Source organism: Fonticella tunisiensis, assembly GCF_004364155.1.
Classification (GTDB): Bacteria; Bacillota; Clostridia; order Clostridiales; family Caloramatoraceae; genus Fonticella; species Fonticella tunisiensis.
Map to the genome: position 1 here is coordinate 141,356 of NZ_SOAZ01000002.1, position 23,857 is coordinate 165,212.

General features: G+C 35.2%; 30 protein-coding genes and 2 tRNA genes. 21 read left to right on the top strand and 11 right to left on the bottom strand.

What is annotated here, in order from left to right; translation table 11 throughout:
• Positions 1-6: 6 nt before the first annotated feature.
• The gene (locus EDD71_RS01810) at positions 7-912 is read left to right on the top strand and encodes a radical SAM protein (RefSeq protein WP_133627024.1); all 906 of its coding nucleotides are present in this window, start codon (positions 7-9) and stop codon (positions 910-912) included.
• Positions 913-1,149: 237 nt separating this feature from the next.
• On the opposite strand, the gene EDD71_RS01815 is transcribed toward EDD71_RS01810, so the two are convergent.
• The 4 genes from EDD71_RS01815 to EDD71_RS01820 all read right to left on the bottom strand — a co-directional run bounded on the left by EDD71_RS01815 (position 1,150) and on the right by EDD71_RS01820 (position 4,670).
• Positions 1,150-3,123, bottom strand: coding sequence for a SpoIID/LytB domain-containing protein (locus tag EDD71_RS01815; RefSeq protein ID WP_133627025.1), 1,974 nt, complete (start codon positions 3,121-3,123; stop codon positions 1,150-1,152).
• 108 nt (positions 3,124-3,231) lie between these two features.
• Positions 3,232-3,396 carry a hypothetical protein gene (locus EDD71_RS15140; RefSeq protein WP_166636287.1) on the bottom strand — a complete coding sequence of 55 codons (165 nt, stop codon included), beginning with the start codon at positions 3,394-3,396 and terminating at the stop codon, positions 3,232-3,234.
• A 5-nt stretch (positions 3,397-3,401) separates the two neighbouring features.
• On the bottom strand, positions 3,402-3,566 hold the full coding sequence (locus EDD71_RS15145; RefSeq protein ID WP_166636288.1) for a hypothetical protein: 165 nt from the start codon (positions 3,564-3,566) through the stop codon (positions 3,402-3,404).
• A gap of 54 nt (positions 3,567-3,620) precedes the next feature.
• Complete coding sequence (locus EDD71_RS01820) at positions 3,621-4,670, bottom strand: YkvI family membrane protein (RefSeq protein WP_133627026.1); 1,050 nt, start codon at positions 4,668-4,670, stop codon at positions 3,621-3,623.
• Positions 4,671-4,831: 161 nt separating this feature from the next.
• Between EDD71_RS01820 and EDD71_RS01825 the strand changes: the two genes are divergently transcribed.
• Positions 4,832-5,992, top strand: a complete 1,161-nt coding sequence (locus EDD71_RS01825; RefSeq protein ID WP_133627027.1) for a hypothetical protein — start codon at positions 4,832-4,834, stop codon at positions 5,990-5,992.
• A gap of 50 nt (positions 5,993-6,042) precedes the next feature.
• On the opposite strand, the gene EDD71_RS01830 is transcribed toward EDD71_RS01825, so the two are convergent.
• Positions 6,043-6,825: an anti-sigma factor domain-containing protein gene (locus EDD71_RS01830; RefSeq protein WP_133627028.1), complete on the bottom strand. Its 783-nt coding sequence runs from the start codon at positions 6,823-6,825 to the stop codon at positions 6,043-6,045.
• Positions 6,826-6,837: 12 nt separating this feature from the next.
• Positions 6,838-7,485, bottom strand: a complete 648-nt coding sequence (locus EDD71_RS01835; protein ID WP_166636289.1) for a sigma-70 family RNA polymerase sigma factor — start codon at positions 7,483-7,485, stop codon at positions 6,838-6,840.
• Positions 7,486-7,689: 204 nt separating this feature from the next.
• Between EDD71_RS01835 and EDD71_RS01840 the strand changes: the two genes are divergently transcribed.
• The 6 genes from EDD71_RS01840 to EDD71_RS01865 all read left to right on the top strand — a co-directional run bounded on the left by EDD71_RS01840 (position 7,690) and on the right by EDD71_RS01865 (position 13,381).
• Positions 7,690-8,871 (top strand): DUF5667 domain-containing protein, encoded by a 1,182-nt coding sequence (locus EDD71_RS01840; RefSeq protein WP_133627030.1) that lies wholly within the window; start codon positions 7,690-7,692, stop codon positions 8,869-8,871.
• A gap of 135 nt (positions 8,872-9,006) precedes the next feature.
• Positions 9,007-9,186, top strand: coding sequence for a hypothetical protein (locus EDD71_RS01845; RefSeq protein ID WP_133627031.1), 180 nt, complete (start codon positions 9,007-9,009; stop codon positions 9,184-9,186).
• 148 nt (positions 9,187-9,334) lie between these two features.
• Positions 9,335-10,444, top strand: a complete 1,110-nt coding sequence (locus EDD71_RS01850; RefSeq protein WP_133627032.1) for an ABC transporter ATP-binding protein — start codon at positions 9,335-9,337, stop codon at positions 10,442-10,444.
• An 11-nt stretch (positions 10,445-10,455) separates the two neighbouring features.
• A complete protein-coding gene (locus EDD71_RS01855) occupies positions 10,456-11,385 on the top strand; it encodes a PucR family transcriptional regulator (protein WP_133627033.1) in 930 nt (309 codons plus the stop codon).
• 11 nt (positions 11,386-11,396) lie between these two features.
• On the top strand, positions 11,397-12,422 hold the full coding sequence (locus tag EDD71_RS01860; protein ID WP_133627130.1) for a LacI family DNA-binding transcriptional regulator: 1,026 nt from the start codon (positions 11,397-11,399) through the stop codon (positions 12,420-12,422).
• A 257-nt stretch (positions 12,423-12,679) separates the two neighbouring features.
• Positions 12,680-13,381 (top strand): 2-phosphosulfolactate phosphatase, encoded by a 702-nt coding sequence (locus EDD71_RS01865; RefSeq protein WP_133627034.1) that lies wholly within the window; start codon positions 12,680-12,682, stop codon positions 13,379-13,381.
• 330 nt (positions 13,382-13,711) lie between these two features.
• On the opposite strand, the gene EDD71_RS01870 is transcribed toward EDD71_RS01865, so the two are convergent.
• Positions 13,712-14,884, bottom strand: a complete 1,173-nt coding sequence (locus EDD71_RS01870) for a class I SAM-dependent rRNA methyltransferase (RefSeq protein ID WP_133627035.1) — start codon at positions 14,882-14,884, stop codon at positions 13,712-13,714.
• Positions 14,885-15,082: 198 nt separating this feature from the next.
• On the opposite strand from EDD71_RS01870, the gene EDD71_RS01875 reads away from it, so the two are divergent.
• The 3 genes from EDD71_RS01875 to EDD71_RS01885 all read left to right on the top strand — a co-directional run bounded on the left by EDD71_RS01875 (position 15,083) and on the right by EDD71_RS01885 (position 15,718).
• Positions 15,083-15,403 (top strand): hypothetical protein, encoded by a 321-nt coding sequence (locus EDD71_RS01875; protein ID WP_133627036.1) that lies wholly within the window; start codon positions 15,083-15,085, stop codon positions 15,401-15,403.
• Between the two features lie 109 nt (positions 15,404-15,512).
• Positions 15,513-15,588 (top strand) — tRNA-Pro (locus tag EDD71_RS01880).
• A gap of 54 nt (positions 15,589-15,642) precedes the next feature.
• A tRNA-Pro gene (locus EDD71_RS01885) sits at positions 15,643-15,718 on the top strand.
• Between the two features lie 108 nt (positions 15,719-15,826).
• On the opposite strand, the gene EDD71_RS01890 is transcribed toward EDD71_RS01885, so the two are convergent.
• The 4 genes from EDD71_RS01890 to EDD71_RS01905 form a co-directional block, all read right to left on the bottom strand.
• The gene (locus EDD71_RS01890; protein WP_133627037.1) at positions 15,827-16,960 is read right to left on the bottom strand and encodes a site-specific integrase; all 1,134 of its coding nucleotides are present in this window, start codon (positions 16,958-16,960) and stop codon (positions 15,827-15,829) included.
• Between the two features lie 205 nt (positions 16,961-17,165).
• Positions 17,166-18,368, bottom strand: a complete 1,203-nt coding sequence (locus EDD71_RS01895) for an exonuclease domain-containing protein (protein ID WP_133627038.1) — start codon at positions 18,366-18,368, stop codon at positions 17,166-17,168.
• A gap of 214 nt (positions 18,369-18,582) precedes the next feature.
• Entirely contained in the window at positions 18,583-19,005 is a 423-nt protein-coding gene (locus EDD71_RS01900; protein WP_133627039.1) for an ImmA/IrrE family metallo-endopeptidase, read from the bottom strand.
• Between the two features lie 46 nt (positions 19,006-19,051).
• A complete protein-coding gene (locus tag EDD71_RS01905; protein ID WP_133627040.1) occupies positions 19,052-19,531 on the bottom strand; it encodes a helix-turn-helix domain-containing protein in 480 nt (159 codons plus the stop codon).
• 165 nt (positions 19,532-19,696) lie between these two features.
• Here EDD71_RS01905 and EDD71_RS01910 point away from each other — a divergent pair, with 165 nt between their 5' ends.
• The 10 genes from EDD71_RS01910 (at position 19,697) to EDD71_RS01945 (ending at position 23,801) form a co-directional block, all read left to right on the top strand.
• Complete coding sequence (locus EDD71_RS01910) at positions 19,697-19,939, top strand: helix-turn-helix domain-containing protein (RefSeq protein WP_133627041.1); 243 nt, start codon at positions 19,697-19,699, stop codon at positions 19,937-19,939.
• 101 nt (positions 19,940-20,040) lie between these two features.
• Entirely contained in the window at positions 20,041-20,187 is a 147-nt protein-coding gene (locus tag EDD71_RS15150; protein WP_166636290.1) for a hypothetical protein, read from the top strand.
• 5 nt (positions 20,188-20,192) lie between these two features.
• On the top strand, positions 20,193-20,369 hold the full coding sequence (locus EDD71_RS01915; protein WP_207669257.1) for a helix-turn-helix domain-containing protein: 177 nt from the start codon (positions 20,193-20,195) through the stop codon (positions 20,367-20,369).
• Complete coding sequence (locus tag EDD71_RS01920; RefSeq protein ID WP_133627042.1) at positions 20,366-20,677, top strand: hypothetical protein; 312 nt, start codon at positions 20,366-20,368, stop codon at positions 20,675-20,677. Before EDD71_RS01915 ends, EDD71_RS01920 begins: the two co-directional genes overlap by 4 nt.
• Before the next feature lie 22 nt (positions 20,678-20,699).
• Positions 20,700-21,239, top strand: a complete 540-nt coding sequence (locus EDD71_RS01925) for a host-nuclease inhibitor Gam family protein (protein WP_133627043.1) — start codon at positions 20,700-20,702, stop codon at positions 21,237-21,239.
• Positions 21,240-21,815: an ERF family protein gene (locus EDD71_RS01930; RefSeq protein ID WP_133627044.1), complete on the top strand. Its 576-nt coding sequence runs from the start codon at positions 21,240-21,242 to the stop codon at positions 21,813-21,815.
• Positions 21,816-21,921: 106 nt separating this feature from the next.
• Positions 21,922-22,233 (top strand): LysM peptidoglycan-binding domain-containing protein, encoded by a 312-nt coding sequence (locus EDD71_RS01935; RefSeq protein WP_166636291.1) that lies wholly within the window; start codon positions 21,922-21,924, stop codon positions 22,231-22,233.
• The gene (locus EDD71_RS15155) at positions 22,230-22,391 is read left to right on the top strand and encodes a hypothetical protein (RefSeq protein ID WP_166636292.1); all 162 of its coding nucleotides are present in this window, start codon (positions 22,230-22,232) and stop codon (positions 22,389-22,391) included. Before EDD71_RS01935 ends, EDD71_RS15155 begins: the two co-directional genes overlap by 4 nt.
• 16 nt (positions 22,392-22,407) lie before the next feature.
• The gene (locus tag EDD71_RS01940) at positions 22,408-23,010 is read left to right on the top strand and encodes a hypothetical protein (RefSeq protein ID WP_133627046.1); all 603 of its coding nucleotides are present in this window, start codon (positions 22,408-22,410) and stop codon (positions 23,008-23,010) included.
• A gap of 41 nt (positions 23,011-23,051) precedes the next feature.
• Complete coding sequence (locus EDD71_RS01945; RefSeq protein WP_133627047.1) at positions 23,052-23,801, top strand: BRO family protein; 750 nt, start codon at positions 23,052-23,054, stop codon at positions 23,799-23,801.
• Positions 23,802-23,857: the final 56 nt, after the last annotated feature.

Below are 23,857 nucleotides of genomic sequence, written 5' to 3' on the forward strand. Positions count from 1 at the left end.
AAAGGCATGGACAAAATTTTTAGCGAGCTTATGGAATGTAGAATTTGCCCTAGAAATTGTGGCGTAAATAGATATGAAAAAAAGGGCTACTGCAAAGCAGGTGATAAGGTCTTTGTTGCAAAGGCCTTTCTTCATACATGGGAGGAGCCATGTATATCAGGGGAAAGGGGCTCTGGAACAGTGTTTTTCTCAAACTGCAATCTCGGGTGTGTTTTTTGTCAGAACGATATTATAAGCCATGGTGGGCATGGAAAGGAAATATCTATAGTGAGATTATATGAAATATTTCTTGAACTTCAGGCAAAGGGGGCCCATAACATAAACCTTGTAACTCCTACCCATTATATACCTCAGATAAGGGAAGCTCTTGTAATGGCGAAGGAAAGGGGCCTTAAAATTCCTGTGATTTATAATTCAAATGCCTATGAAAGGGAAGAGGCGTTAAAGGGCCTCGAGGGATTAATAGATGTATATCTTCCTGATATAAAGTATTTTGACAATAGGTACAGCGTCAGATATTCGAAGGCACCGGACTATTTTAAGTATGCTTCTAAAGCAGTGCTTGAAATGTTTAGACAGGTTGGCACTCCTGTTTTTGACGATAGAGGTTTACTTAAAAAGGGGCTAATGATAAGGCATTTAATGATTCCGGGACTTCTTTTTGATTCAAAGAAAATAGTTGACTGGGTGCTTGAAAGCCTCCCCAGGGAAGTATATTTTAATATAATGTGTCAGTATACACCTTTAAATAACCTTGAGGCATATCCTGAAATAAGAAGGAAGGTAAACAGAGGACATTATGAAAGTCTTATAGACTATGCAATATCAAAGGGACTTGAAAATGGGTTTATTCAGGATTTTGAAAGTGCAACGGATGAATATGTGCCGGATTTCAACCTTGAAGGGGTATAAAAAAGTCAGCTTGAATTTTTGTGTAAGCCTATCTTTTAAAGAATGCTGAGATAAAAAATATATGAAGCAAACTATTTTAGCGAGTAACAAGAGGTTTTTGACGAGTGGGCAGCTGGGAAGGCGAGCGAGTTTCACGAACCCACTTGGCTTCTCAGCTGCCCTGAGCTTTAGAACCTCTTGTATAAGCGTGTAACATATTTTTTATCACAGAGTTTTATATATCCTTTACACAGTCTTTTATATTATACTCCTAAAATCCTTTATTTCGACTCCATCGTAGAAGGTTAAAAGTATATCTCTGTATCCCTTTCCTGCTCTTTCAAGGGATACAACGGCGTTTTGACTCATTCCAACGCCATGACCATAGCCACCGCCATATAATGTTATACTTCTTATTTTTCCTCCGGACGTGTATCTATCTAAATAAAAGAATCCTGAAGGAAGAGAATAGCCGTAATTTTTAAGGGATTCCTCTTTACCCAGCTTATTAGTTAGAATTACATTGTCGCTCCTTGGAACCAGTATTTTCTTTATATTTCTTTCTTTCTCGACTTTATATGTTCCTGTATCGGATACTATGGTCATTTCAAGAACGTTTCCCGCCCTTCCCCTTTTGCTTATGAATATATCCTGAATATTGCCTATTCCATTTTTTGCTATATTGGCTTGCCTGTATATGTTAAAATACCATTTCTTCTTGAAGCTCTTAGGATCATTCTTATATCTCTCATAAATAGCACTGTTTACATTGTTATAAAAATCATTTACAGGTATGGATACCTTCCACCTGAAGAGTTTTTCGTCTGAATCGTAGGCTTTGATTGTCCAATCCTTGAAGAAATCCGATGCTGCCTTATCATCTGAAAGGTCCTTTATACCTGAATTTGTGTAATCCTTGAAGGTTAGGTAGGGTTCAGAATTCTTTCTTAGATCCTTTTTATTATTATACCATATCTCGTTAAATGGGGCGCCAACGCCACTGGAAGTTGAGTAATACTTTGCATCGATAATGTTGTTTTTATATGTTAAAACCTCTCCCTTTGTCTGTTCAATAGCTGCATCAACCTCGGGTTTTGAAGGCTGATTATTATACACTTGGCTCAGGGTTGTGTCATCAACATGAAATCCTGACTTTGCAAACCTTCCTGAAAGCATATCGGATAATACATATGTCCTTGCAGCTACTGCCTGAGCTTTGTAGCCCTCAGCTTTTGCATAGGGAGACATTTCCGATGGAACTACATATCTTAAATACTTTTCAATATCAACCTCATTTATTAGCCTCATAGCCTTATCCTTTATAAAGACTTCAAAACTTCCATAATAGGCTGGTACATACCTGTTTGGCCTTGTAAGCGTTGGTATTAATGTTGGTCCGGAGGATACAGGAGAAATGTATATTCTATCTTTAGTTGTTCCTATCTGTTGCTTTGGAGTAAAGGTATAATCCTTGCCCATTTCACCGGAGATAATTTTTATCACATCTCCTTCATAAACAAGCTGTATTGCCTCCGTACCCTTTGCGGTATAATCAATGTTTGTAGATTTTATTTGTAATCCTTTTCCAGATCCCAAATTAATATTTCCCGACCTTTCTGTCTTTGACAGGAACTCAAGTTTTGTATGGTCGAGGGATGAAAGGTCTGCGGTTGAAATTCCTACTCTTACATAGCTTATTTCAGGCTTTTCCACTATAACTGAGCGAACCATGCCATTATTATCCGTTAGAAATTTATAGGTGCTGTATCCTACAATAACTTTGTTGGGTGATACGTTAACGGCTTTTTTATCCTCTATCGTTATAAATCTTACATCAGTGGCTAAGCTTAGTGTTTTGCCTTCCAGTTCAATTTTATCGCTGCTTCGAGACAGGACCTTTCCGATATAGGTTTTACATGGAGATATTGATATAAGCCTGTTCCCCTTAAGGAATACATTATAGCCAGGGGAATCGGGGATGTTCAATTTTTTATCAACATGTATCCATCTTGTTCTGTCGCCGTAGGACAGCTTGAGCTTTATTAACTTACTGGATTCTTTCCTATCTACCACAACCCCGCAATCTATCTTAACAGGGTAAAAGAAAAGAGCATAAACTACAGCTGAAATAATTGGAATAGCAATTAACAGAGTTAAAATAATCCTTTTTGTTTTGTTCCATTTGCTGAACCTGGTGGAATATGTATAGCTTCTATATCTTCTTCGTCTCAAAAGTATCACCCCGTTAATTTTTTTACAATAATATTTTACTCTATTTTTACAGCTTCTTCATCTATATTATAGTAAATTAACTTGTTGTGCTAGATGAATTTACGTATTCTATCTTATTATTCCACTCATTGAAGTAACTTCAATTCCCCTCTTTTCAAGTTCACCTATAAATATGTTTATTCCAATGGAGTCTGATGGCATATGTCCGGCTACAATTACATTACCAATGTTCTGGTCTATAACTGCCTTTCTAACGTCTTCTGGTATATGCATGCATATTATTGTTCCAACACCTGCCTGAAAATATGCTTTAAATACGTTTTCTCCTCCATTTGTTCCGCTTTTATGTTCTGCCCTTCAACAATAATCCCGGAATCAGCAGGAACTTCCTCCAGGCCTGCAAGTGATAGAGCAATATCCATTATTTCCTTTGTATTTAACATTAAAATCCATCATTTAATTATTAAGTATATAATAACATATTTGTAAAATAAATCTTAAGCTTTATTTCTATTTGTCCCTAGGAATTTTATTATAGATCCTGCTAAAAATATAAGGCTTACTGCTCCATATGGAGGATATAATAGTTTGATTAAATTGGAAAAACCTATGAAAGCTGCAGGGATTGAAAAAAGCATAATAATTAAGAGCGAGGTTATATATGGTATTTTAAAGGAGTGGTGTATCCGGTTTGAAAGACTGTAAAGATCGCCAACATCCGTTGAAAACATCTCAAGCCATATAACAGCCGTTAAAATAAAAGGAATTAAATTACCAAATTTCTTTGAAATATAAAGGTTTGGGATTTCGCTTTTAAAACTTCCGGGTGCATATATAAGTATTGATGAATTTATTATGAGCATAAGCCCTATTAAAACGAGACTTCCAAGAATTGTTCCTCTTATAAAATGTTTTCCTGATCTGCTCTCGGATATCATAGGTGACAGTACACCTGTGGCACTCATGAGATTAAAGGAGGAATATAGAACTGCAGATAAAATCCAGTTTTTTTTGACGGATGGGGCGGCGGCCATAGATATTTGGAAATTGTACGGTGATGGTATATTAATGAAAACCAGTATACCCATAATAAGTATAGTTATGGTTGACAGAGGTACTATTATGGAATTTACTGCAACTACTCCCTTTGTTGAAAAAACTGCAGCGAGAAAAGTAAGACCAGCCATGATGAATATTCCCCAAGCTTTGTCCACATTTGCATATTCATGAAGCATTGCACCTCCGCCTGAGATCATGATTGTATTGCTGCCAAAAATGAAAAAGGTTAGAAATAAATCGATAAAAAAACCTGTTCTTTTTCCTAAGACAAAATCGACGGCTTCCTTATAGGAGTGAAACTTATACCTAAAACAGAGCCTTACAATTATGGACGTAAAGAATATGTAAAGGAAACAGCATATAAGTATTCCGTAAAATCCCTTTGTACCGTATAACGAAAAAAACTGAAGTATCTCCTGTCCTGATGCAAGCCCTGCACCTATAATAGTTCCTATAAAAACAGATGCAACTTTAAAATCCTCCTTCAAAATAAGCCCCCCAAAAAGTGTTTCAAATAATCATATTCATTTTTTTTATAAAAAATTCCCGATCCCGTATCCATATAATCTATAGGGTAAATATTGTTTCTGTAATAAAAAAAATCCTATTTGGAATACTATATATAAGACTCTAAGAATGGGTGATTGCTATGAAAAAACTGGCTTTAATACTTGTTTTGGTTATGTCAATATTTTTTACTGCATGCCCCGGACCAGAGGAAGAGGGAGAGAAAGGAGAGGGCACCAATAATGTTCAAACCAAAGAAATCAATATGCAGTCAGCAAAGGAATTTATGGATAATTACATGAGATACGTAATAAAAATGGATATGGATGTAATGAGATCCTTTTATACTAAAAGGTTCAGAGAGCAAATAAAGGATATACCTAAAACCAATAACCCTCATCCTATAGGATATAGTGTAGGAGAGGGGGAAAACAAGGGTGAAAATGGAGAGTTTACAGTTAAGATATTCAACGGAAGTACAGGTTCTCCATACTATTCAAGTGATACCTACAAATACAAAATAGTAATGGAGGATGGAAAGATGCTTATTGATGATATAACTAAGGAAAAAGAAGTAGAGGTTTATGGAAAGGGAAAAAACCTTTTAATGAAGGAGGGAGGAGATGTTGAAGAAAGGTATATACTTTCGGTGGATGAACTTCCATCCTACGCTTCTCCCCTTGCATCGCCTGAGAGAAAGCTTGCTGTTTCAAAGGATGGCCTGGGGCCCTGTGCTCTGTCTCCCGATGAAAGGAGTATAGTTATAACCAGTACAGGAAAGAACAGCCTTGTGGTTACAGGAGAATTTCAGGAGGCAGAATCAGCAATGAAGCAGCAGGAAGGTGACAAAAAGACCGGTGGAAAAGAGGATAAAAAAGGTGGGAAAGGGGAGGAAGAGAATGGCGGTAAGGAGGAAGATAAAGAAGAAAAGCAGGATATAGATAAAAATATTCTTCAAAAAGCTGAAGTGAAATTGAACCCTGTAGATGTTTATGTAGATGCAAAGATTAATACAATAACCTTTTCACCCGATGGAAAAATCTTTGCCGTGCAGATAGCGCCAGTTGGTGGGCTGGATCAAATAAAGCTTTATAGATCTGATAAGGGAGAGCCCATAAAAACCTATAAAATAAATACTAATTTTAGGAGCGATAGATTTTCTTTAACAAATCCATATTTCACATCCCCGGAGGCACTAAGCTTTACTGTAACGGCAGTAAGTGGTGCCCAGGCTGAAGAAAGTGCACTTGAAGGAGAATGGAGCTATGACATCAAATCCGATAATTTAAAGAAAACGAGATAAAAAAGTCAGAGATGTGTGTTAGTTATCACATTCCTGACTTTTTATTGCTGCTACTTTTTATTATGCTGCTTACTGTTATTTTCCTTATCCTTCTTTGATTCAGAATCCTTTTCTTTACTTTTATTACCATTATCCTTTTTCGCATCATAGGTTTGGGTTTCATCGCTATTATAATTCGTCTCCCTTAAAGCTTTTTTGTTGACCGAATTTTCATTAGATGAAGAATTGTTGTTTGAGTTCTTTTCTGACTTATCTTCGTTTTTGTGATTTATGTTGCTTTTTTCATTGTTTTCATGTTTTTGTTCATCTTCTTTAAATTGCTTAATATTGTTATCTTTATTTTTATTATTTATTGCCTTTTCAAGCCTATCCCTTATATTATTAATGTCAACATCCGAGTCCTTAAGCTGAGTAGAGGATATTACTGGTTTAGAATTGCTGCTTAAGGCTCCTTCCTCTATTCCAGCATCCTCAATTTTTTGAGCCGCTTCGTCAAGTGTAAGCCCTTTAAATTTTTCAGCGTTTTTGAGGCCTTCGATCCTTTGAATCGTTCCCTTTCTATTTATATAAAGTCTGATATTTTTATCACCGTTTATATCTACAAAGCCTACAATTTGGTTGGCGTAGGCTGTAATGCCGGTATAGGTTGATATAATTATAAGCATTATTGAAGCTGCTGCAGCATAGTAGTATGGGAATTTACCGCAGGGCCTTCCCTTATAAACATCGCCTATATTTACATTACCTTTTTTTCTAAGTTTTAAAAATTCACCGCTGCTTGTTAATACAACTACATATTTATTATGGACTTCTAAGACCATTCCCTCTTTCATAGCATCACCTCGTTAAACTATAAATTCCCTAAGGGAATCCAGCCGTTTATCACTGAATATTATAATAAGAGCAATTATATATTTTCTCCAGTCTTCAAGGGTCTTTCTGGATATTTCACTTATAAGCAGTATCTCTTTAATGGGAAGGATTTTTTTAATTTTTATTACAGTAATAATTTCATCTATGGTTGCAAGGTGTTTAGCCAGCTCAATAAGCTTTTCACGGGTATCCCTGTGCTTTGGGGATTTTCTTGTTAAATCTTCAAGGGTAATGTTGAAATCTTCCATTATCTCTTTAAAAAGATTTATCTGGGAAACCCTATCAAGCTTTTCATCTATGGAATGGGTGTAAGATGTATAGTTTTGAATGCTTTCATCCTCAATAGGAATTTCATTTCTGGAGTTTTTCCTGAAGTAATCAATAAGTCTGTTTTTCATTATTATCTTACTATATGTTTCAAAGTTCCCTTCTTTAAATGTATCTATTGCATCATTAAAAGCCATTAAGGCTATGCTGAGTTCATCATCATTTTCCCAGGATAGATATCTTTTACATATTAGCGATGCATATTGATGGATATAAGGCTTGTTTGATTCTATAAAGTAGTTTCTGGCATCCATATCGCCCTTCTGAGCTAAATTGAGTAGCCGTAAATCCATGTAATCACCTGCCATTCACTATAAATATACGAAATCTATAAAAATTTTAGAGGGGAATAATATTACCCACCGAAATACATTTTTTTATACGAACTATTTAATGTCAACGTTGATGAATCCTTAAGGTGCATTGACTTAAAAATATCCAGAAATCAAGCAAAATAAAAGTTACTCTAATTATACTTTACATAGGGAGGTTTATGTATGAAAAAAATATTGTCAACGCTGGTTATTACTTCAATTTTATTTGGAAGTGTAAATCTTCCAGCCTTTGCAGCAGAAGAGGATAACAATGCGGGAATTACACCGGACAGCATATTATATCCAATCGACAGGGCAGTGGAGAAGGTACAGCTTGCTTTAACATCTGATCCTGCTGAAAAAATAGAACTTTTAACCAATAATGCCGATGAAAGAATTGACGAAGCACAGGTTATGGCAGAGGAGCAGAAGGAGGATTTATCCTTAAAGGTCATTGAAGACAGTCAGGCTGCTCAAGAAAAGGCTGAAGAAATAGTAAATGAAAATGATGAGAAAGTTTTAGAGGCGGATCAGGAGAAGAATGAAGAGGTAAAGAACGTTCAGAAGAACCTTGATGAATATGTGAAAAATAGTATTGAAAGGCTAAAGGAAATACTTGAAAAGGTTCCAGAAGGGGCTAAACCAGCCATTGAAAAGGCCATTGCCATTCAAACATTAAAGCTTGATGAAAAGTCAAGGATTGCAGAGGCTTCAAAAAATATTGAGGAAGCAAAAAAGAGAGCTGAGGAGACTAAAAAACAGATAGAAGAGCAGAAAAAGTCCATAGAGGAACTTCAAAAAGCACTTGAGGAGGCCAATAAAGCCCTTGAGGAAGCAAAAAAGTCAGGGGATACCGCAAAAATGGATGAGCTTACAGGTAAGATTTTAGAACTTCAAGCAAAGCTTGATATGGCAAATGCAAAGCTTAATGAGCTTAACGGTACCCTTGCAGAAGTTGAAAAGAATATGGAAGGCCTTCAAATATCTTTGAAAACAATAAAAGAGGAAGCAAAGTCCAAGAGAGAAGAAATAATGGCTGCATTTAAGAAGGCAAAGGAAGGCGCGAAGGCAGAAAAAAATAGTAAGAAGTCAGAGGATGGGAAAAAAGAGGACGTAAATGAAGAGAAAGAGCAGAAGAATACAGAGGCTGTGAACAATGTTCAGCAAAAGGAATTTGGAAGCTTAAATGTGATTCAAAATAGTGAGGTAAAGAATCACGCCCAGCAGATAAAGAAAGAAGTAAAGGAAAAGGTAGAGGATAGTAAGGAAGAGATTAAAAGAAAAATAGAACAGAAAAAAGAGGAAATGAAAAATGAAAAGGAGCAAGAAAAAGATAATAAAGCGCAGGGAAAAAACAAAAATTAAAATAAAAGATTAATTTGTCAAAGGAGTCTTAGGGCTCCTTTATTTTATTTATTAATTGGTTGTAAAGAAGCCTGCAATTTTATATAATTAATAAAAAGAATATTTAGAAAAGTGAATCTGGGGAGTGTTGATTAGGTGGTTGGGGGGAATGAAAGCAAGGTAATAAGCTTAAAAGAGTTTAAGAACAGAAGAAGACTTAAAAAGATTATGGATTTATGGTCAAAGGTTTCTTCGATTTTCAGAATCAAAAGCAAGAAGATAAAGAAAAATAAACAACAGGGCAGGAAGAACACAAACAATAAAAAGCATATGTGATGATTTTAAAATACCCCGGTAATTTTATACCGGCTAAATTTTGTGAAAATTGTACAATGCATTCATATATCTTTGCCATGTTGAGAAGATTAAAATAATGTTAGAATGAAAATAGTCCAAGTATTATGTAGGGATGGGGAGGTTTAATATGGCAAAGGTAATTTTAAAAAACATTTATAAAGTATACCCCGGAAACGTTGCTGCCGTGAAGGATGTTAACCTTAATATTGAGGACAAGGAATTTGTAGTTTTAGTTGGGCCTTCAGGGTGCGGAAAGTCAACTACTCTTAGAATGATTGCAGGTCTTGAGGAAATAACGTCAGGAGAGCTCTATATTGGAGATAGGCTCTGTAATGATGTTGCTCCAAAGGACAGGGATATAGCTATGGTTTTCCAGAACTATGCCCTGTATCCACATATGACAGTTTATGAAAACATGGCCTTTGGACTTAAACTTAGAAAGACACCAAAAAATGAAATTGACAGAAAGGTTAGGGAAGCAGCTAAAATACTTGATATAGAACATCTTTTAGATAGGAAGCCAAAGGCTCTGTCAGGCGGGCAGAGGCAGAGAGTTGCCCTTGGTAGGGCCATAGTCAGGGAGCCAAAGGTGTTTTTGATGGATGAACCTTTGTCAAACCTTGATGCAAAGCTCAGGGTTCAGATGAGAACTGAGATACTTAAGCTTCACAGGAGGCTCAATACAACTTTTATATATGTAACACATGACCAGACTGAAGCTATGACAATGGGTACAAGAATAGTTGTTATGAAGGATGGGGTTGTACAGCAGGTGGATACTCCCAAGAATATTTATGAAAACCCTGCCAATGTGTTTGTTGCAGGCTTCATTGGAAGTCCACAGATGAACTTTATAAGCAGCATAATCACAAAAGAAGGGAATAGACTATATGTAAAAATTGGAGGACAGAAGCTTCCGGTTCCCATAGATAAAGCTAAGGTTCTTGAGGAAAAGGGATATGTAAATAAGGAGGTTATCTTTGGAATAAGGCCTGAAAACATGGATGACAATTCCGACTTCCTAAATAAATATAGCGAAAGCACAATAAATGCAAAGGTTGAGGTTATGGAAAATATGGGGTCGGAAACATACCTTTACCTGCTATTTGAAGGAAACAGTATAATAGCTCGGGTTGAGCCAACAAGCAATGCAAAGATCGACCATACAGTAAAGCTTGCGGTTGATATGAATAGAATGCATATATTTGACAAGGATACTGAAGAAGCAGTAATATAAGGGGGATTAATATGACATTCTGCGATACGCTGCAAAATGCACTGGGCTGCAGTATAGGGATTTACAATCTTGAGGGAAGGCTCATTGAGGGTGAGGATATTGGTTTCAAAGTTACTGAAAACGTTATCTATAATGATGTAAATACCTATATTAGGACAGGAAATTACATTATAAGTGCCAGAGCCAACCTTTCGCAGGATGCATGTAGTATAATAAGGGTAATGTGGAGTGCATCGTTAGAAAAAGAGGCTGCAGATTATATGCAGCCTCTTGAGCATATTTTAAAGAGCAATGTATCATACGAAAGCGTTAGGGGCAGATATTTGGATAATACTGTATTATATATATATGCTAACAGGAATATATTGGGCATGCTGAAGAGCATATATGAAGGATATAACGCTCATATAGTGTATGATGGAGAAGGATATTATCTTGTAAATCGGGCTGAAGATATTGAACAGGAGGCTCAGTCCATATTAAGCGATATAAGACAGGAATGCGGTGTGAATGTTATAATAGGGTGTGGGAGAAGGGTTAGCGACAGCTATACAATAAAACAATCTGCTGACCATGCTAAAAAGGCCTTCTATTTAGCACGGAGCCTCGGGTTTAAAGAAGGTTTTTACCATATAGATAAAATGATTTTGTATGGTATTATTGATGAAGTTTCCGCTGATGATATAGATTTTTATGTTAAGGGTGGGTACGAAGGTTTTAATGAAGTTATGAGAGATAAGGAACTTATAGATACTGCTGAAGAGCTTTTAAGGTGTCATTTAAATATAAGTGAAGCAGCAAGAAGGCTCTATCTTCATAGGAATACACTTTTATACAGAGTTGAAAAGATAAAAAACCTTACAGGGCTTGATATAAAAAAGTTTGAGGAAGCTGTTATATTTAGAACGATTATGTCAATTTATAAACTTAAATGGAGATAAAGGGTGATTATATGGTTACTATTAAAGAAGTTGCAGAAAGGGCTGGAGTTTCGCCTTCTACGGTTTCGAGGGTAATATCAGACAGTCCAAGAATAAGCGATGAAACCAAACAGAAGGTAAGAAGGGCAATGGAGGAGCTTGGATACCATCCAAACGCAATCGCAAGAAGTCTAGTAAATAGAGCTACTAATACCATTGGAATCGTTATGCCGCGTTCGGCAGAGGATGTATTCTTGAACCCCTTTTTCCCTGAGGCACTTAGAGGGATTGCTAAATGTACACATGATGAAGGCTTTTGTGTGCTTTTGACAACAGGCAATTCCGATGATGAGCAGATAGAGTCCCTTCTTTCCGTTGTGAGAGGAGGAAGGGTTGATGGGGTAATTCTTATGTACTCAAAGCTTGATGACCCCATACTTGAAATGCTTACAGAAATGAACATACCTTTTTCAATGATTGGAAGGCCAACGATTAGCGAAGATATAAATTTCGTAGACAATGATAACGTGAATGCTGCTTATGAGGCTGCAAATTACCTTATAAGTATGGGGCATAGAAGGATTGGGCTTATAAATGGTTCTTTAAACCTTGTGGTTTCCATTGATAGATATGAGGGTTACAAAAGGGCACTTGCTAAAAATAAAATTGAACTGGATGAAAGCATTATCATGTCAAGCGAATTTGTCCAGGAGGGCGGATATGAGAGCATGAAAAAAATGCTCAGCGTGGAAAACCCTCCATCGGCGGTGCTTGTTACAGACGATTTAATAGCCTTCGGTGCCATAAGAGCAGCAAGGGATATGAAGGTAAAGATTCCAGATGAAATGTCAATAATCAGCTTTAACAATATTCCCCTTGCAGATTTTGCAACACCTCCTTTAACATCCGTTGATATAAATGCATACAGTCTGGGATATAAGGCTGCGAAGCTGGTTATCGATGATATTAAGGGTAAAAAACATAAACCGTCATGTTATATAGTTGAAACCAGGATAGTTTTCAGGGATTCAGTAATTTCTAAAAATAACATCAGTTAGATTGGCAGATAATTGTGTATATTAAAAATGGTTTTGTTAAAATACAAACGTTTGCAAAAGATCTTCTCCATTCATCATTCCGATAAGGGTACTGCTTCCGTCAACCTTAGAACTTTTCTGGGCAAGCGAAGCAATGAATGAAATATATTTTTTCAGCGTATTTTAAAGACAAAAACCTGCAAAGTAATTTAGTTTAAGGATAAAAATAATTATGCATTTTGAAAAATGCAGGATGCAAAATAAAATGGGGTGATATTATGAACATAAGCCTGATTCCATCTGTGGAACATATAAAAGAAGAAGAGCTTAAGGATAAAGTAGTTATAGTAATTGATGTTTTAAGGGCTACATCAGTTATAGTAACAGCGCTGGCAAATGGTGCAAAGGAGGTTATTCCTGTACTTGAAATTGAGGATGCATTAGAGCTTAAAAGTGATATGGAACTTCTAGGAGGTGAAAGAAAGGGGCTTAAGATAGATGGATTTGACCTTTCAAACTCTCCACTTGAATATACAAGGGAAATGGTTGAAGGCAGAAGTATAATAATGACTACAACCAATGGCACAAGGGCTCTACATAAGGCAAAAGAAGGGGATAAAATTTACATAGGAGCTGTTATAAACGGGGTGTCGGCGGCGAAAAAGGCCTCAGATGAGAAAAAGGATATGGCTATTATATGCGCTGGAACCTATGGGAAGTTTTCACTTGATGACTTTCTGTGCGCCGGGAAAATTATATATGAAGTTCTTAAAAGAGGAGAATATGAGCTTGATGATTTCGCAGCAGCAGCATATATGGCATACAGGGACAACAAGCATGATCTAATATCATATGTCAAAATGGCAAAGCACTGCAAGTATCTTATATCCATAGGCCTTGAAGAGGATATAAAGTACTGCTTTACGGAAGATATAGCAGACGTTGTTCCGGAATACAGGGACGGTGTTATAAAATTATAAGAAGATTATTTAACTTGTTGTGCTAGATAAATTTACAGATCGGCGCTGCGATAAAAAATATATTTCATTCACCAGCACGCTTAGCAAAGAAGTTCTAAGGCTCGGGACTTGAAAAATCAAGAACTTTCGTTAAACTCCCCTTGCTTAAGTCACGAAAGTTCTAGGATTTTTCTGCGTCCCTTCGCCTAGAACTTCTAATTGCCCGCTTTATGTGAATTTCATATATTTTTTATCTCCGCTCAGTCTCAAAACTAGCACAACAAGTTAATTTATAAGAAGCTTAGGAGAAAATTTTCATTTTAATTAAAACCCCTTTAAAACAATTACTTACTATATTACCTGAAGTATCAAAAATTTAAGATATAAGGTTTCCTCCGAGTTGAAAAGCACAGGATGGTCCTTTGCCTGGTTTCTATATTCAACGAGGCGTATTGTCTTTTTAGCATCCTTTGCAGCATCCATTATAATCTCCATGAAAAGCTCAGGATACATAAAATGGGAGCAGGAGGCCGTCACTAAAAAACCACCTGATCTTACAAGCTTCATAGCCCTTAAATTTATTTCCTTATATCCCCTTATTGCACTTTCAACGGCAGAACGGCTTTTTGTAAACGCAGGGGGATCAAGTATGACCACATCAAACTGCCTTTTTTCCTTAACCCATTCAGGCAGTACGTCAAATGTGTTTGAAACTTGAAATTTACATACGTCAGATAATCCGTTTAACTCAGCGTTTTTTCTTGCAAATTCAATTGCATGCTCGGATATATCAACCCCAAGAACGCTTTTTGCTCCGTAATGTCCTGCGTGGAGTGAGAAGGAGCCTGTATGGCAGAAGCAGTCAAGCACATCTGCATCCTTTACTATTCCTTTAATAGACGCTCTGTTTTCCTTCTGATCGAGGAAATAGCCTGTTTTCTGGCCGTTTTCAATATCAACATAAAATTTAACACCGTTTTCTTCAGTTTCAACCATGGTATCGAAGGGTTCGGTTAAAAAACCCTTTCTTTCTTCAAGTCCTTCAAGCTTTCTAACGGGTACATCGCTTCTTTCATATATACCCCTTGGTTTAAATATTTCCTTTAAAACCTTAACAATTGTGTCCCTCCATCTGTCCATTCCAAGGGATAGAATCTGAACTACAAGATAATCGCCGTACTTATCTATAACAAGTGCAGGAAGAAAATCAGCCTCTCCAAATACAACCCTGCAGGAGGTTGTTTCTATAACTTTCTTCCTATAATCCCAGGCAGCCTGAATCCTTCTTCTGAAAAAGTCTTCATTTATTTCTTCATTTATATCTCTAGTTAAAATTCTAATTGTGATTTTAGAATGTGGATTTATGTATCCCTTTCCAATGAATCTACCCTTAAAGTTATAAACCTCAACTATATCGCCAGGTTCGAAGTCCCCTTCATATCTTTCTATCTCGTTTGAATATACCCAAGGGTGGCCATCCTCAACCCTTTTTCCTTTTTTAAAGCCAAGAAAAACCTTTGCCATATGTATTCCTCCATTATCTTTTGTTACAAATGTAGTATACCATAAGCAGGGAAAAAATAAACAAGCAATGTCCCATTATAAAAATCTATTAAGATGTAAACAATATCTATAGAAGACACCGGCGGCACTTACAGAAAATAGGACTGGTTATTCATTCTTTTAAATGAGTGCTTTTGAACCAACTATAGGAGGGATATTATGAGTATAGTTTTAAAGTTTGCACTGCTGGATCTTGTTATCTTCGTAGTAAGTTTTGCAGTTTTTTCAGCTTTAATTCCCGGAAATAAAAGGCATATAATATGGGAAAAGTATATAAGTTCCTTTGCAAAATTCGTTATATATATTTTCATTCTGGCACTGGCAATAAACATTTTAACTGCGGTTATAGTATATGCATTGAGATATGAGCGCTATCTGAACATGATAGCGCCTGCAGTTCAAGCAGTTCTAATAGGGTTTGTAGCAGCATGTGTTCCAAGGCGCGGTGTTGGAGATAAAGGAGAAGAAATGGCAAAGTGACAAAGGCGATTTACCATCGCCTTTTAATCTACATAAAATTCTATGAAAAAATAGTATCTAATATGTTGCAAAATAGACGAGTATAATATATAATAAACTATGTCAGCAGCGGGGTGTGGCGCAGATGGGAGCGCGCGTGGTTTGGGACCATGAGGTCGCAGGTTCAATCCCTGTCACCCCGACCATAAAGGCTTAGTGAGTGCTAAGCCTATTTTATTACATTTATAAGGAAAAAATATCGGGGTGTGGCGCAGATGGGAGCGCGCATGGTTCGGGACCATGAGGTCGCAGGTTCGAGCCCTGTCACCCCGACCAGTTAAAAGCCTGTTATCTCAAAGGATTTCAGGCTTTTATATTTTTGTTGTCATGACAACAAATTATTAAATGACAACATATTGACAACATGCAAAAAAGAAGGCTTTTTTAAGCCTTCTTTAAGAACAAATCGTTAAGTTTTTCAGCAGCCTCCTTTTGCATTGTTGGAAGAACGTGGCTATATATATCAAGTGTAATATCTATGCTTGCATGACCTAATCTTTCGCTAACTATCTTAGGATTTACCCCTTGGAGCAATAACAACGTTGCGTGAGTATGTCTAAGATCATGGAAACGTATATCAGGTAACTCTAACTTTCTTAGTAGCTTTTTAAATGCATGTGTGATATAATCAGGTTTAAGTTCTTCGCCATTAGGCCATGAACAAACAAGGTTAGTATCTTTATATTCACTACCGAAAAGCAGCTTATTTTCAAGCTGTTTTTTTCTATGTTGTTTTAAAATAGGTATTACAAACGAAGGTAATTCAACAATTCTCTCTCCAGCATCAGTTTTAGTGTCTAAAATAATGTTTTTCCCATTTTTTCTAATAGCAGCACTTTCACTAATAATGATATGTCCTTTTTCTAAATTTACATTAGACCATTTCAAAGCAATTATTTCACCGCGTCTTAAACCGCAGGTTAGAGCTAATAAGAGAGGAATATGCATAACTTCCTGTGAATTATGTGCATAATCTAAAAGCAAATTCACCTGTTCAGGAGTTAAAACTTGCATTTTTTTCTTTTCTCTTTTTGGTGGTTCAACAGCTTCACAAGGATTTGAAGGTATAAGTTGCCATTTTACTGCTTGGTTTAAAGCTGTTTTAAGTGTAGTGTAGTAATGCTTAATTGTAGTAGAATTAATATCTTCTCTTTCATAAAGTTTTGATATAAAACTTTGAATATGAATAGGTTTAAGCTTTGATAGTTCTGTAGAACCTAATCCGGGAATCAAGATATTATTAACTATCTTCTCATAGAAAATATAAGTTGTAGGCTTAAGCAAAGGTTTTTTATTTTCAAGCCATTTTAATAAAAAGTCCTTTAAGGTTGAATTTTTATATTCAACATATTCTCCTTGTTCTATCTTTGCAATCAACTCCGCTAGGGCCTTCTCGGCTTCTTTTTTTGTCTTGAATCCCCCAACTGATTTTTGTTTACGTTTGCCCGTCAACGGATCCCTGCCTACATCAACAACTATTTGATATCCTGCACCACGCTTTCGGATATGTCCTCTCATTTTCATTCCTCCTTTTACCAAAAAATAAAAACCCAACACACATATAGTGCATTGGGTTTCATGAACCTCTCAACGGATTTCATTGAATCTCTTTTTGGGTTTCTAATATTATTTTAACGAACAAATGTTTGTGTGTCAAGAATAAAATAGACATACTAATTATATATTATATTTAGTAACGTTAAAAAGTAAATTTTTTAACATATTAATTTATTTCCAATTTTCTTTGTACTGATTCTAACCGTTCTAAGAGTTTTGGATTTGGACCACCAGGCCCTTTTTTTTGTTGAGAATAACGTTCCAATATTTCAATTTCTTTTGATAAATTTTTTTGTTTTCTATAAATTATTGCTAATTGTTCATAGTACCATGGGGCAACACCCCAATTTTCTTTTTTACTTTCACTTTCTACAGCTTCAACTAAACATAGTAATAATTTTTCAGCTTTATCATATTCCCCAGCTCTTTTTAATTCTTTTACTAAATCAACATAATCTGTATAATGCTTACCCTGATAATAACCTGGTTTTTCGTTTTGGAACATTGGAGGAAAATCTAATTCAGAAAAAGACGAAGGTTCAATTTTAGGTTTGCTGGGTTCTTTTTTTTGTTTAGGCAAAGTTTTATCAAATTTAATATAATCAAGATAGATTTGGGCTGTAACAAGTGTATCATCATGAGCTCTATGACTGTTTAGATTTATATCAAGGTATTCTTTTATTGTAGTTAGCTTATGATTTGGCAGGTTAGGATATATTTTTCTTGCAACCTTAACTGTGTCTATAAATTTATTGGTTATCATATCTTCCCCCAAATTATATAGAACAGCATATTTCAAAAACTTAGCATCAAAAGGTGCATTATGTGCAACGATTGGTAAATCCCCAATAAAGTCAATTAACAAAGGTAAAACTTCTTTTATAGTTGGTTTGTCTTTTACCATATTATTAGATATGCCAGTAATTCTTGTTATTTCAGGAGGTATTTTAATCAAAGGGTTAATAAGTGTTTGAAATTCATCAATTAAGACACCATTTTTATATTTGAGAATTGAAACTTCAATAATTTTATCAGTAGAAGGGTTAAGACCTGTCGTTTCAAAGTCTAACACAACAAATTCATCAAATGCTTCAAGTGAATAATTAGGATTGTTTATTATTTTTTCAGGTTTATTTTCAAAGTTAATATTTTCATTGTTGTTAATTTCTATTTTTATATCTTTAATTTTATTATATTTGAAGAGTTTATTTGCTAATTTGAAGCCTAACTTGTATGAAATGTAAATAGCAATAAATAAAACGAAAAAACCTAAAAAAGGATTTTCGATTTTTTCAAAAATAGGTGAAAAAAAACTTGTAATTATAATTGTTAATATAACTCCTATTATTTTTCTTGAAATATTTTTCATATCCCCAACCTCCTAATAAAATTTATATTCTAATAATTCTTTAGGCACATCAAAGTAAAATTTTATTTGTTCAACTGTCACGCTTTTGAACTGATGCTTATCCAAATCTATTTCATTGATTAGTAATTCTGTGGCAAATATAGTATCCAACAGCCCCATAACAACATATGTAAGGTTGGTGCTCAAAGGCTCTCGAATTTTGGTCGCCTATTTTTTATCTAATCATAAGTAATTCAACTGGTATATTAAAAGTTGCGGCAATATACTCTAATGAATATCCAGAGTATTGATTTAAAACATCATCAGGAATTAAAAGGTATGAACAAAATTGATTAGCTTCATGTTCAAATCTATTTACATTAAAGAGAGTATATTGTCTTAAAAAAGTACAATTAATTTTAGTATGAAGTACAGCATGTCCAAGTTCATGACCACAAACATACATTCTCTCGTGATAAGATAACTGACTATTTAGGTAAATAAATTTATTTTTCTTTTCATATTGGTAAATACCTTTGACCTCTGCAGGGAAATCAAAGGTTTTAACAGTTACACCTAAAAAATCAGCAATTTCAAAAGGATTATTTGTTTTATATTTCTTTGTTAATTTATTAACTTTATTCTTGATGTAATTCAAAAAATCCCCTCCCCAAATTGGCGACCATATAACCTAAAAGGGAGAATTATTCTTTATTATTATCTTTTCTATATTTTTTAGGAGTATATTTTTTATTGATAATCTTAGCTTGCCTTATACCAAACTCAAGAGCAGCTAAAATACTTTCTACAGCTTCCTCTGAAACTGGTTCCCCATAAAACATAAGACCTTGTTGTTGAAGTAAATCCTCACGCATTTTTTCTAATCTCTTTGCAATGTCTTTCTCTTCTTTAGGGGTGAATCGTGGCATATCTGGATTGGAAGGTTCATTTTTTTCAATATATCCAGCGGCCATAAACATATATTCTTCATCAACATCTAAAGATTGAGCAAGAATTTTTATTGTTTCAGCATCAGGCTTTTCTGTAATTCCACTTTCAATTCTACTTATAGTAGTATTACTCAACCCAGTTAATTGTGCTAATTTCCTCTGGCTGTAACCTTTACTCTGCCTTAGTCTAACAATATATTCACCGAAGGTTTCGTTATTTTTCTTTTCTATCATAGATTTACTTCTCCTCCTTATTCTTGCTCTAATAATAATTATATCAAAAACGTTGCACACAAGGAACAAAATTAAATAAATTTTTCAAAAAAGTGTTGCATAAAAGCTACATTTTAGGTTATAATAAAAGTGTCACATAAAAGCAACGAAAATGGAGGTGATTATATGGTTTTGGTTGCAAATACAAATGAATTTAATAAATTAAAAAAGGAATTAGGTCTAAATTATAGCCAATTAGCTCAAAAAATCGGTGTTTCAAGGACACAATTATGGAGAGTTTTAAATCAACAATGTGTTCCTGGAGAACAATTTATTACAGGATTTAAGATAGCTTTCCCAAATTGTGAATTTGAAAAATTTTTTTTACTTCAAACGTTGCAACAAAGTGACACACAATCAACAGCTTAGTTACCTAATATAGTTTATGCAAAATAAAACAAAAAACTTCATAAAAATTCTGGGTTTCGTGGAAAAGGGAGATGTGGGGCAATAAAGAGGAGGAAATAGATATGGATGTATTTGAAGGAATGAACGAGTTTAGATGCCCCAAGTGTAATAGACTATTCCTAAGATACAAGTTAAAAGGTGAGCTAGTGGCTCAAATAAAATGCACAAGGTGTAAGACAGTAGCAACCCTGCAAGTTACAGGGAGGTGAATTAATTGGAAACTAAAGTATATAAAGTTGATGAAGTGGCACAAATGTTGAGATGTGGCAAAACAAGCATATATGAAATGATTCGACAGAAAAAGCTCAAGTGCATCAGAGTTGGAAGAAAGATTTTGATACCAGAGATGTTTATTGAAGAATTTCTTTCTAAAGGAGGTGAACTAAGTTGACAGAAGTACAAAAGCTGCAAAGTGAGAGGCGAATATACCAGGACTTGTTGATACTGAAAGAGCTTCCGTACTGGAGGAAGAAAATACAGGAACTTGGAGACGTAGCAATAGCCGAACTACTAAAAATGTCTTATGACGCAGAGGTCCGGGCACAAGTGGCAGAGAGGGAGCTCAAGAAGTTAGAACAAAACTTTGAATTAGACTCCTTTGAAGTTGAATTTCTGTCAAGAAGCGAAATAAAGCTAACTGATAAAGTTGGCGGAACAATGACATTTAGATATGAGGATGAAAAGGTAGTATGTGAATAAAGCACAAAGGAGGTAAAGTGATATGGATTTAAGATTAAGTGATGTATTCCTACCAGTGGAAGAAACAGAGCAAGAAGGGTTTAGAGTTGATGATGATTTAAAGGCTGATTGGTGCTTAGACAAAATAAGAGAAGCAAACGCAGAATATAACAGGTTTGAAATGGTTGTAAATGCAAAGATTGAACAACTACAACAAGCTTTAAAGAAGGCACAGGAAAAAAGAGATAGAGAAGTTGGTTTCTTTGAAGGCAAGCTTAGAGAATACTTTGAAACAGTAAAAGCAAAAGAGACTAAAACACAAAAGAGTTACTCATTACCAAGTGGCAAATTGGTGCTTAAATATCAGCAACCAGAGTTTAAAAGAGACGAAGACACTTTATTAAACTGGGTTGAGAATAATAAACCTCAATTTATAAAAATTAAAAAATCAGTGGATTGGAGTAACTTAAAGAAAAATGTAAAAGTAGTAAATGACTTAATAATTGATAGTCAAACTGGAGAAATCATTGAAGGGGTAACGATTGAAGAAAGAGAACCAAAGTTTGTTGTGGAGGTGGAATAAATGTCAGTAAATCAAAAACTTTTAGATATACAACAAGAACTTAAAGCACCAAAAAATCAATTTAATTCATTTGGTAATTATCATTATAGAAGTTGTGAGGATATTCTTGAAGGATTAAAGCCTTTATTAAAAAAGAATAAAGCTACTCTAATAATTACTGATGAATTAGTTCTGATAGGACAAAGATATTACATTAAAGCAACTGCAAGACTTATAGATGCCGAAACAGGAGATTTTATAGAAACAACAGCATATGCAAGAGAAGAAGAACAGAAAAAAGGAATGGATGGCTCACAAATAACAGGTGCAAGCTCAAGCTATGCTAGAAAATATGCGCTTAATGGATTATTTGCTATTGATGATACAAATGACAGTGATGTAACTAATACAGGTGAAAATAAATCAAATGAAAACAAAACAAGTTCTAAACAACAAACAAAGAATACTGCGAATGAAATGAAATGTAGCAAATGCGGAGTTGAAATCACACAAGCAGTAAAAACATATAGTGAAAAGTTCTATGGTAAACCTTTATGTCAGAATTGTCAAAAGACAGAGAAAAAACAAGGGCAATAGAAAAAGCCCTCGGCAAAGGGCTCTGGAATTAGTGATGAAATTTTGGGGTATTGGGAACTGCAACTCCCTGTACCCCCCATTATATCACAAACGGGGGATGATAAAAATGTGTAAAAAGAAAAACGGGGTAAAATTTCTTTTAATATTGGCCGTTTCCATAGGGGTCCTTACTATTAGTATATACAGAGGGATAGAACTTTATACCTCAAAAAACGAAAAATTTTCTTATGCATATCAGGTACATGTGGTAATGCCAGGGGAAACTCTATGGGATATATCAAAACAATATAAAACACCAGATCAGGACATAAGAGAGCTTATATACAACATAAGGCAAGCCAATAAACTTGATTCAGTAATAATCAAACCAGGACAAGAGATATTAATTCCAAAAACTAAGGAGGATGGGGGGAATTGAAAATTAAAGACTTAAAAGAATTGATAAAACAATTTAATGATGAGGACGATGTTGTAATAGAAATCGAAGAAAACTTATATGACTGCTACGGTTATGATGACGATTGGTGCAGGAGGGAAGGTCATCCATGCCTAGTAATAGCAATGGAGGAAATCTAGAAAAGAGGTGATATTCTTGGAGTCACAGCTAAGTATTTTCCCTGAACAATCAGTGCCTAAATCTCAAAAGATTGAGAAAAATCCCAGTATTATGAAGATGATACTGAGATATGAAAAATCTCTTGAGCAAAAAGATGAATTGATTAAACTGCTTCGCGAAGAAAACAAGGCCTTAAAAGCTGAAATAAATAACTTGAATGAAAAATATAAGCAAGTAGCAAAAGAGAATATTGACGCATTCGGAATTACAAAATCAAGTAATAGACCAATGATAGCCATATTTGCAGATTGGATAGGGTATAGAATGTTTGTCAAGGATGGTAAATTCGATAAGTTGCCCGCTGAAACGCAGAAGATCTATGAGAAGATACATAAAGAATGTGTTTTAGAAGCATACGAAGCGTTTACTAATAGATTTGGTGATGGGGCTGATTATATCGAATCAATATCCTTCTCTCATGAGAGACAACGATTAAGAGGAGAAATAATAAGGCTGGAAAATCAGTTGGAGAAATACGTGAAAAAATTTGGGAAGATAGGGTCTGAAAAAGTAAAGCACTGGCCCAAATCTATAAAGAAAAGTGAAGCTGGAAAAAGGTACTTCAGGCTTAAAGATTGATTAGGACTTCAAAGATTAAATTACTAAGGAGGATGGGAAAAATGAATAACTTACAAATTTTCAAGAATACGGAGTTTGGTCAGATAAGGGTAATTGAAAAAGATGGGCAACCATGGTTTGTAGGGAAAGATGTTGCTGAAGCATTAGGATACAAAGACACAGCAGATGCAATAAAAAGACATGTAGACGAGGATGATAAGGGGGCCGGTGAAATACCGACACCTGGTGGAATACAAGCCATGATATTAATTAATGAAAGTGGACTTTACAGCTTAGTTTTAAGCTCAAAATTAGAAAGTGCAAAGAAATTCAAGCGCTGGGTAACATCAGAAGTACTGCCAACTATCAGAAAAACCGGTGGTTATGTTAGCAATGATGATATGTTCATTAATACATATCTACCGTTTGCAGATGAATCTACTAAAGTAATGTTCAAGAGCACTTTAGAGATAGTCAGAAAACAAAACGAGCAAATACAGCTTATGAAACCTAAGGTAGATTATTTTGACGCGTTGGTTGAACGTAATCTTCTAACAAACTTTAGAGATACAGCCAAGGAACTCAAAGTTCCAGAAAGGACATTCATGCAGTGGCTTGAGGATAAAAAGTTCATTTATAGGGACATCAAAGGTAAAGCTCTTCCATATGCAAAATATGTACCGGAACTATTTGAGCTCAAGGAATGGGCAAGAAATGAAAAGACAGGCAATCAAACACTTGTAACACCAAAGGGAAGAGAGACATTCAGGTTGTTGCTAATAAAAGATGGATTGATTAAGGAGGCAGTATAAAAGGAGCAAGCCCTGGCGGCTGCTCCGTACAAAGGCAAAATATAAGGCAGGTGATT

Bases quoted from the DNA above. Each gene is read 5' to 3' on its own strand.
- EDD71_RS01810 (WP_133627024.1), top strand. From the start codon at position 7: ATGGACAAAATTTTTAGCGAGCTTATGGAATGTAGAATTTGCCCTAGA.
- EDD71_RS15140 (WP_166636287.1), bottom strand. From the start codon at position 3,396: ATGCATATACCAGAAGACGTTAGAAAGGCAGTTATAGACCAGAACATT.
- EDD71_RS15145 (WP_166636288.1), bottom strand. From the start codon at position 3,566: ATGTTAAATACAAAGGAAATAATGGATATTGCTCTATCACTTGCAGGC.
- EDD71_RS01825 (WP_133627027.1), top strand. From the start codon at position 4,832: ATGAAAAAACTGGCTTTAATACTTGTTTTGGTTATGTCAATATTTTTT.
- EDD71_RS01830 (WP_133627028.1), bottom strand. From the start codon at position 6,825: ATGAAAGAGGGAATGGTCTTAGAAGTCCATAATAAATATGTAGTTGTA.
- EDD71_RS01835 (WP_166636289.1), bottom strand. From the start codon at position 7,485: ATGGATTTACGGCTACTCAATTTAGCTCAGAAGGGCGATATGGATGCC.
- EDD71_RS01840 (WP_133627030.1), top strand. From the start codon at position 7,690: ATGAAAAAAATATTGTCAACGCTGGTTATTACTTCAATTTTATTTGGA.
- EDD71_RS01850 (WP_133627032.1), top strand. From the start codon at position 9,335: ATGGCAAAGGTAATTTTAAAAAACATTTATAAAGTATACCCCGGAAAC.
- EDD71_RS01855 (WP_133627033.1), top strand. From the start codon at position 10,456: ATGACATTCTGCGATACGCTGCAAAATGCACTGGGCTGCAGTATAGGG.
- EDD71_RS01860 (WP_133627130.1), top strand. From the start codon at position 11,397: ATGGTTACTATTAAAGAAGTTGCAGAAAGGGCTGGAGTTTCGCCTTCT.
- EDD71_RS01865 (WP_133627034.1), top strand. From the start codon at position 12,680: ATGAACATAAGCCTGATTCCATCTGTGGAACATATAAAAGAAGAAGAG.
- EDD71_RS01870 (WP_133627035.1), bottom strand. From the start codon at position 14,884: ATGGCAAAGGTTTTTCTTGGCTTTAAAAAAGGAAAAAGGGTTGAGGAT.
- EDD71_RS01875 (WP_133627036.1), top strand. From the start codon at position 15,083: ATGAGTATAGTTTTAAAGTTTGCACTGCTGGATCTTGTTATCTTCGTA.
- EDD71_RS01890 (WP_133627037.1), bottom strand. From the start codon at position 16,960: ATGAGAGGACATATCCGAAAGCGTGGTGCAGGATATCAAATAGTTGTT.
- EDD71_RS01895 (WP_133627038.1), bottom strand. From the start codon at position 18,368: ATGAAAAATATTTCAAGAAAAATAATAGGAGTTATATTAACAATTATA.
- EDD71_RS01905 (WP_133627040.1), bottom strand. From the start codon at position 19,531: ATGATAGAAAAGAAAAATAACGAAACCTTCGGTGAATATATTGTTAGA.
- EDD71_RS01910 (WP_133627041.1), top strand. From the start codon at position 19,697: ATGGTTTTGGTTGCAAATACAAATGAATTTAATAAATTAAAAAAGGAA.
- EDD71_RS15150 (WP_166636290.1), top strand. From the start codon at position 20,041: ATGGATGTATTTGAAGGAATGAACGAGTTTAGATGCCCCAAGTGTAAT.
- EDD71_RS01925 (WP_133627043.1), top strand. From the start codon at position 20,700: ATGGATTTAAGATTAAGTGATGTATTCCTACCAGTGGAAGAAACAGAG.
- EDD71_RS01930 (WP_133627044.1), top strand. From the start codon at position 21,240: ATGTCAGTAAATCAAAAACTTTTAGATATACAACAAGAACTTAAAGCA.
- EDD71_RS01935 (WP_166636291.1), top strand. From the start codon at position 21,922: ATGTGTAAAAAGAAAAACGGGGTAAAATTTCTTTTAATATTGGCCGTT.
- EDD71_RS01945 (WP_133627047.1), top strand. From the start codon at position 23,052: ATGAATAACTTACAAATTTTCAAGAATACGGAGTTTGGTCAGATAAGG.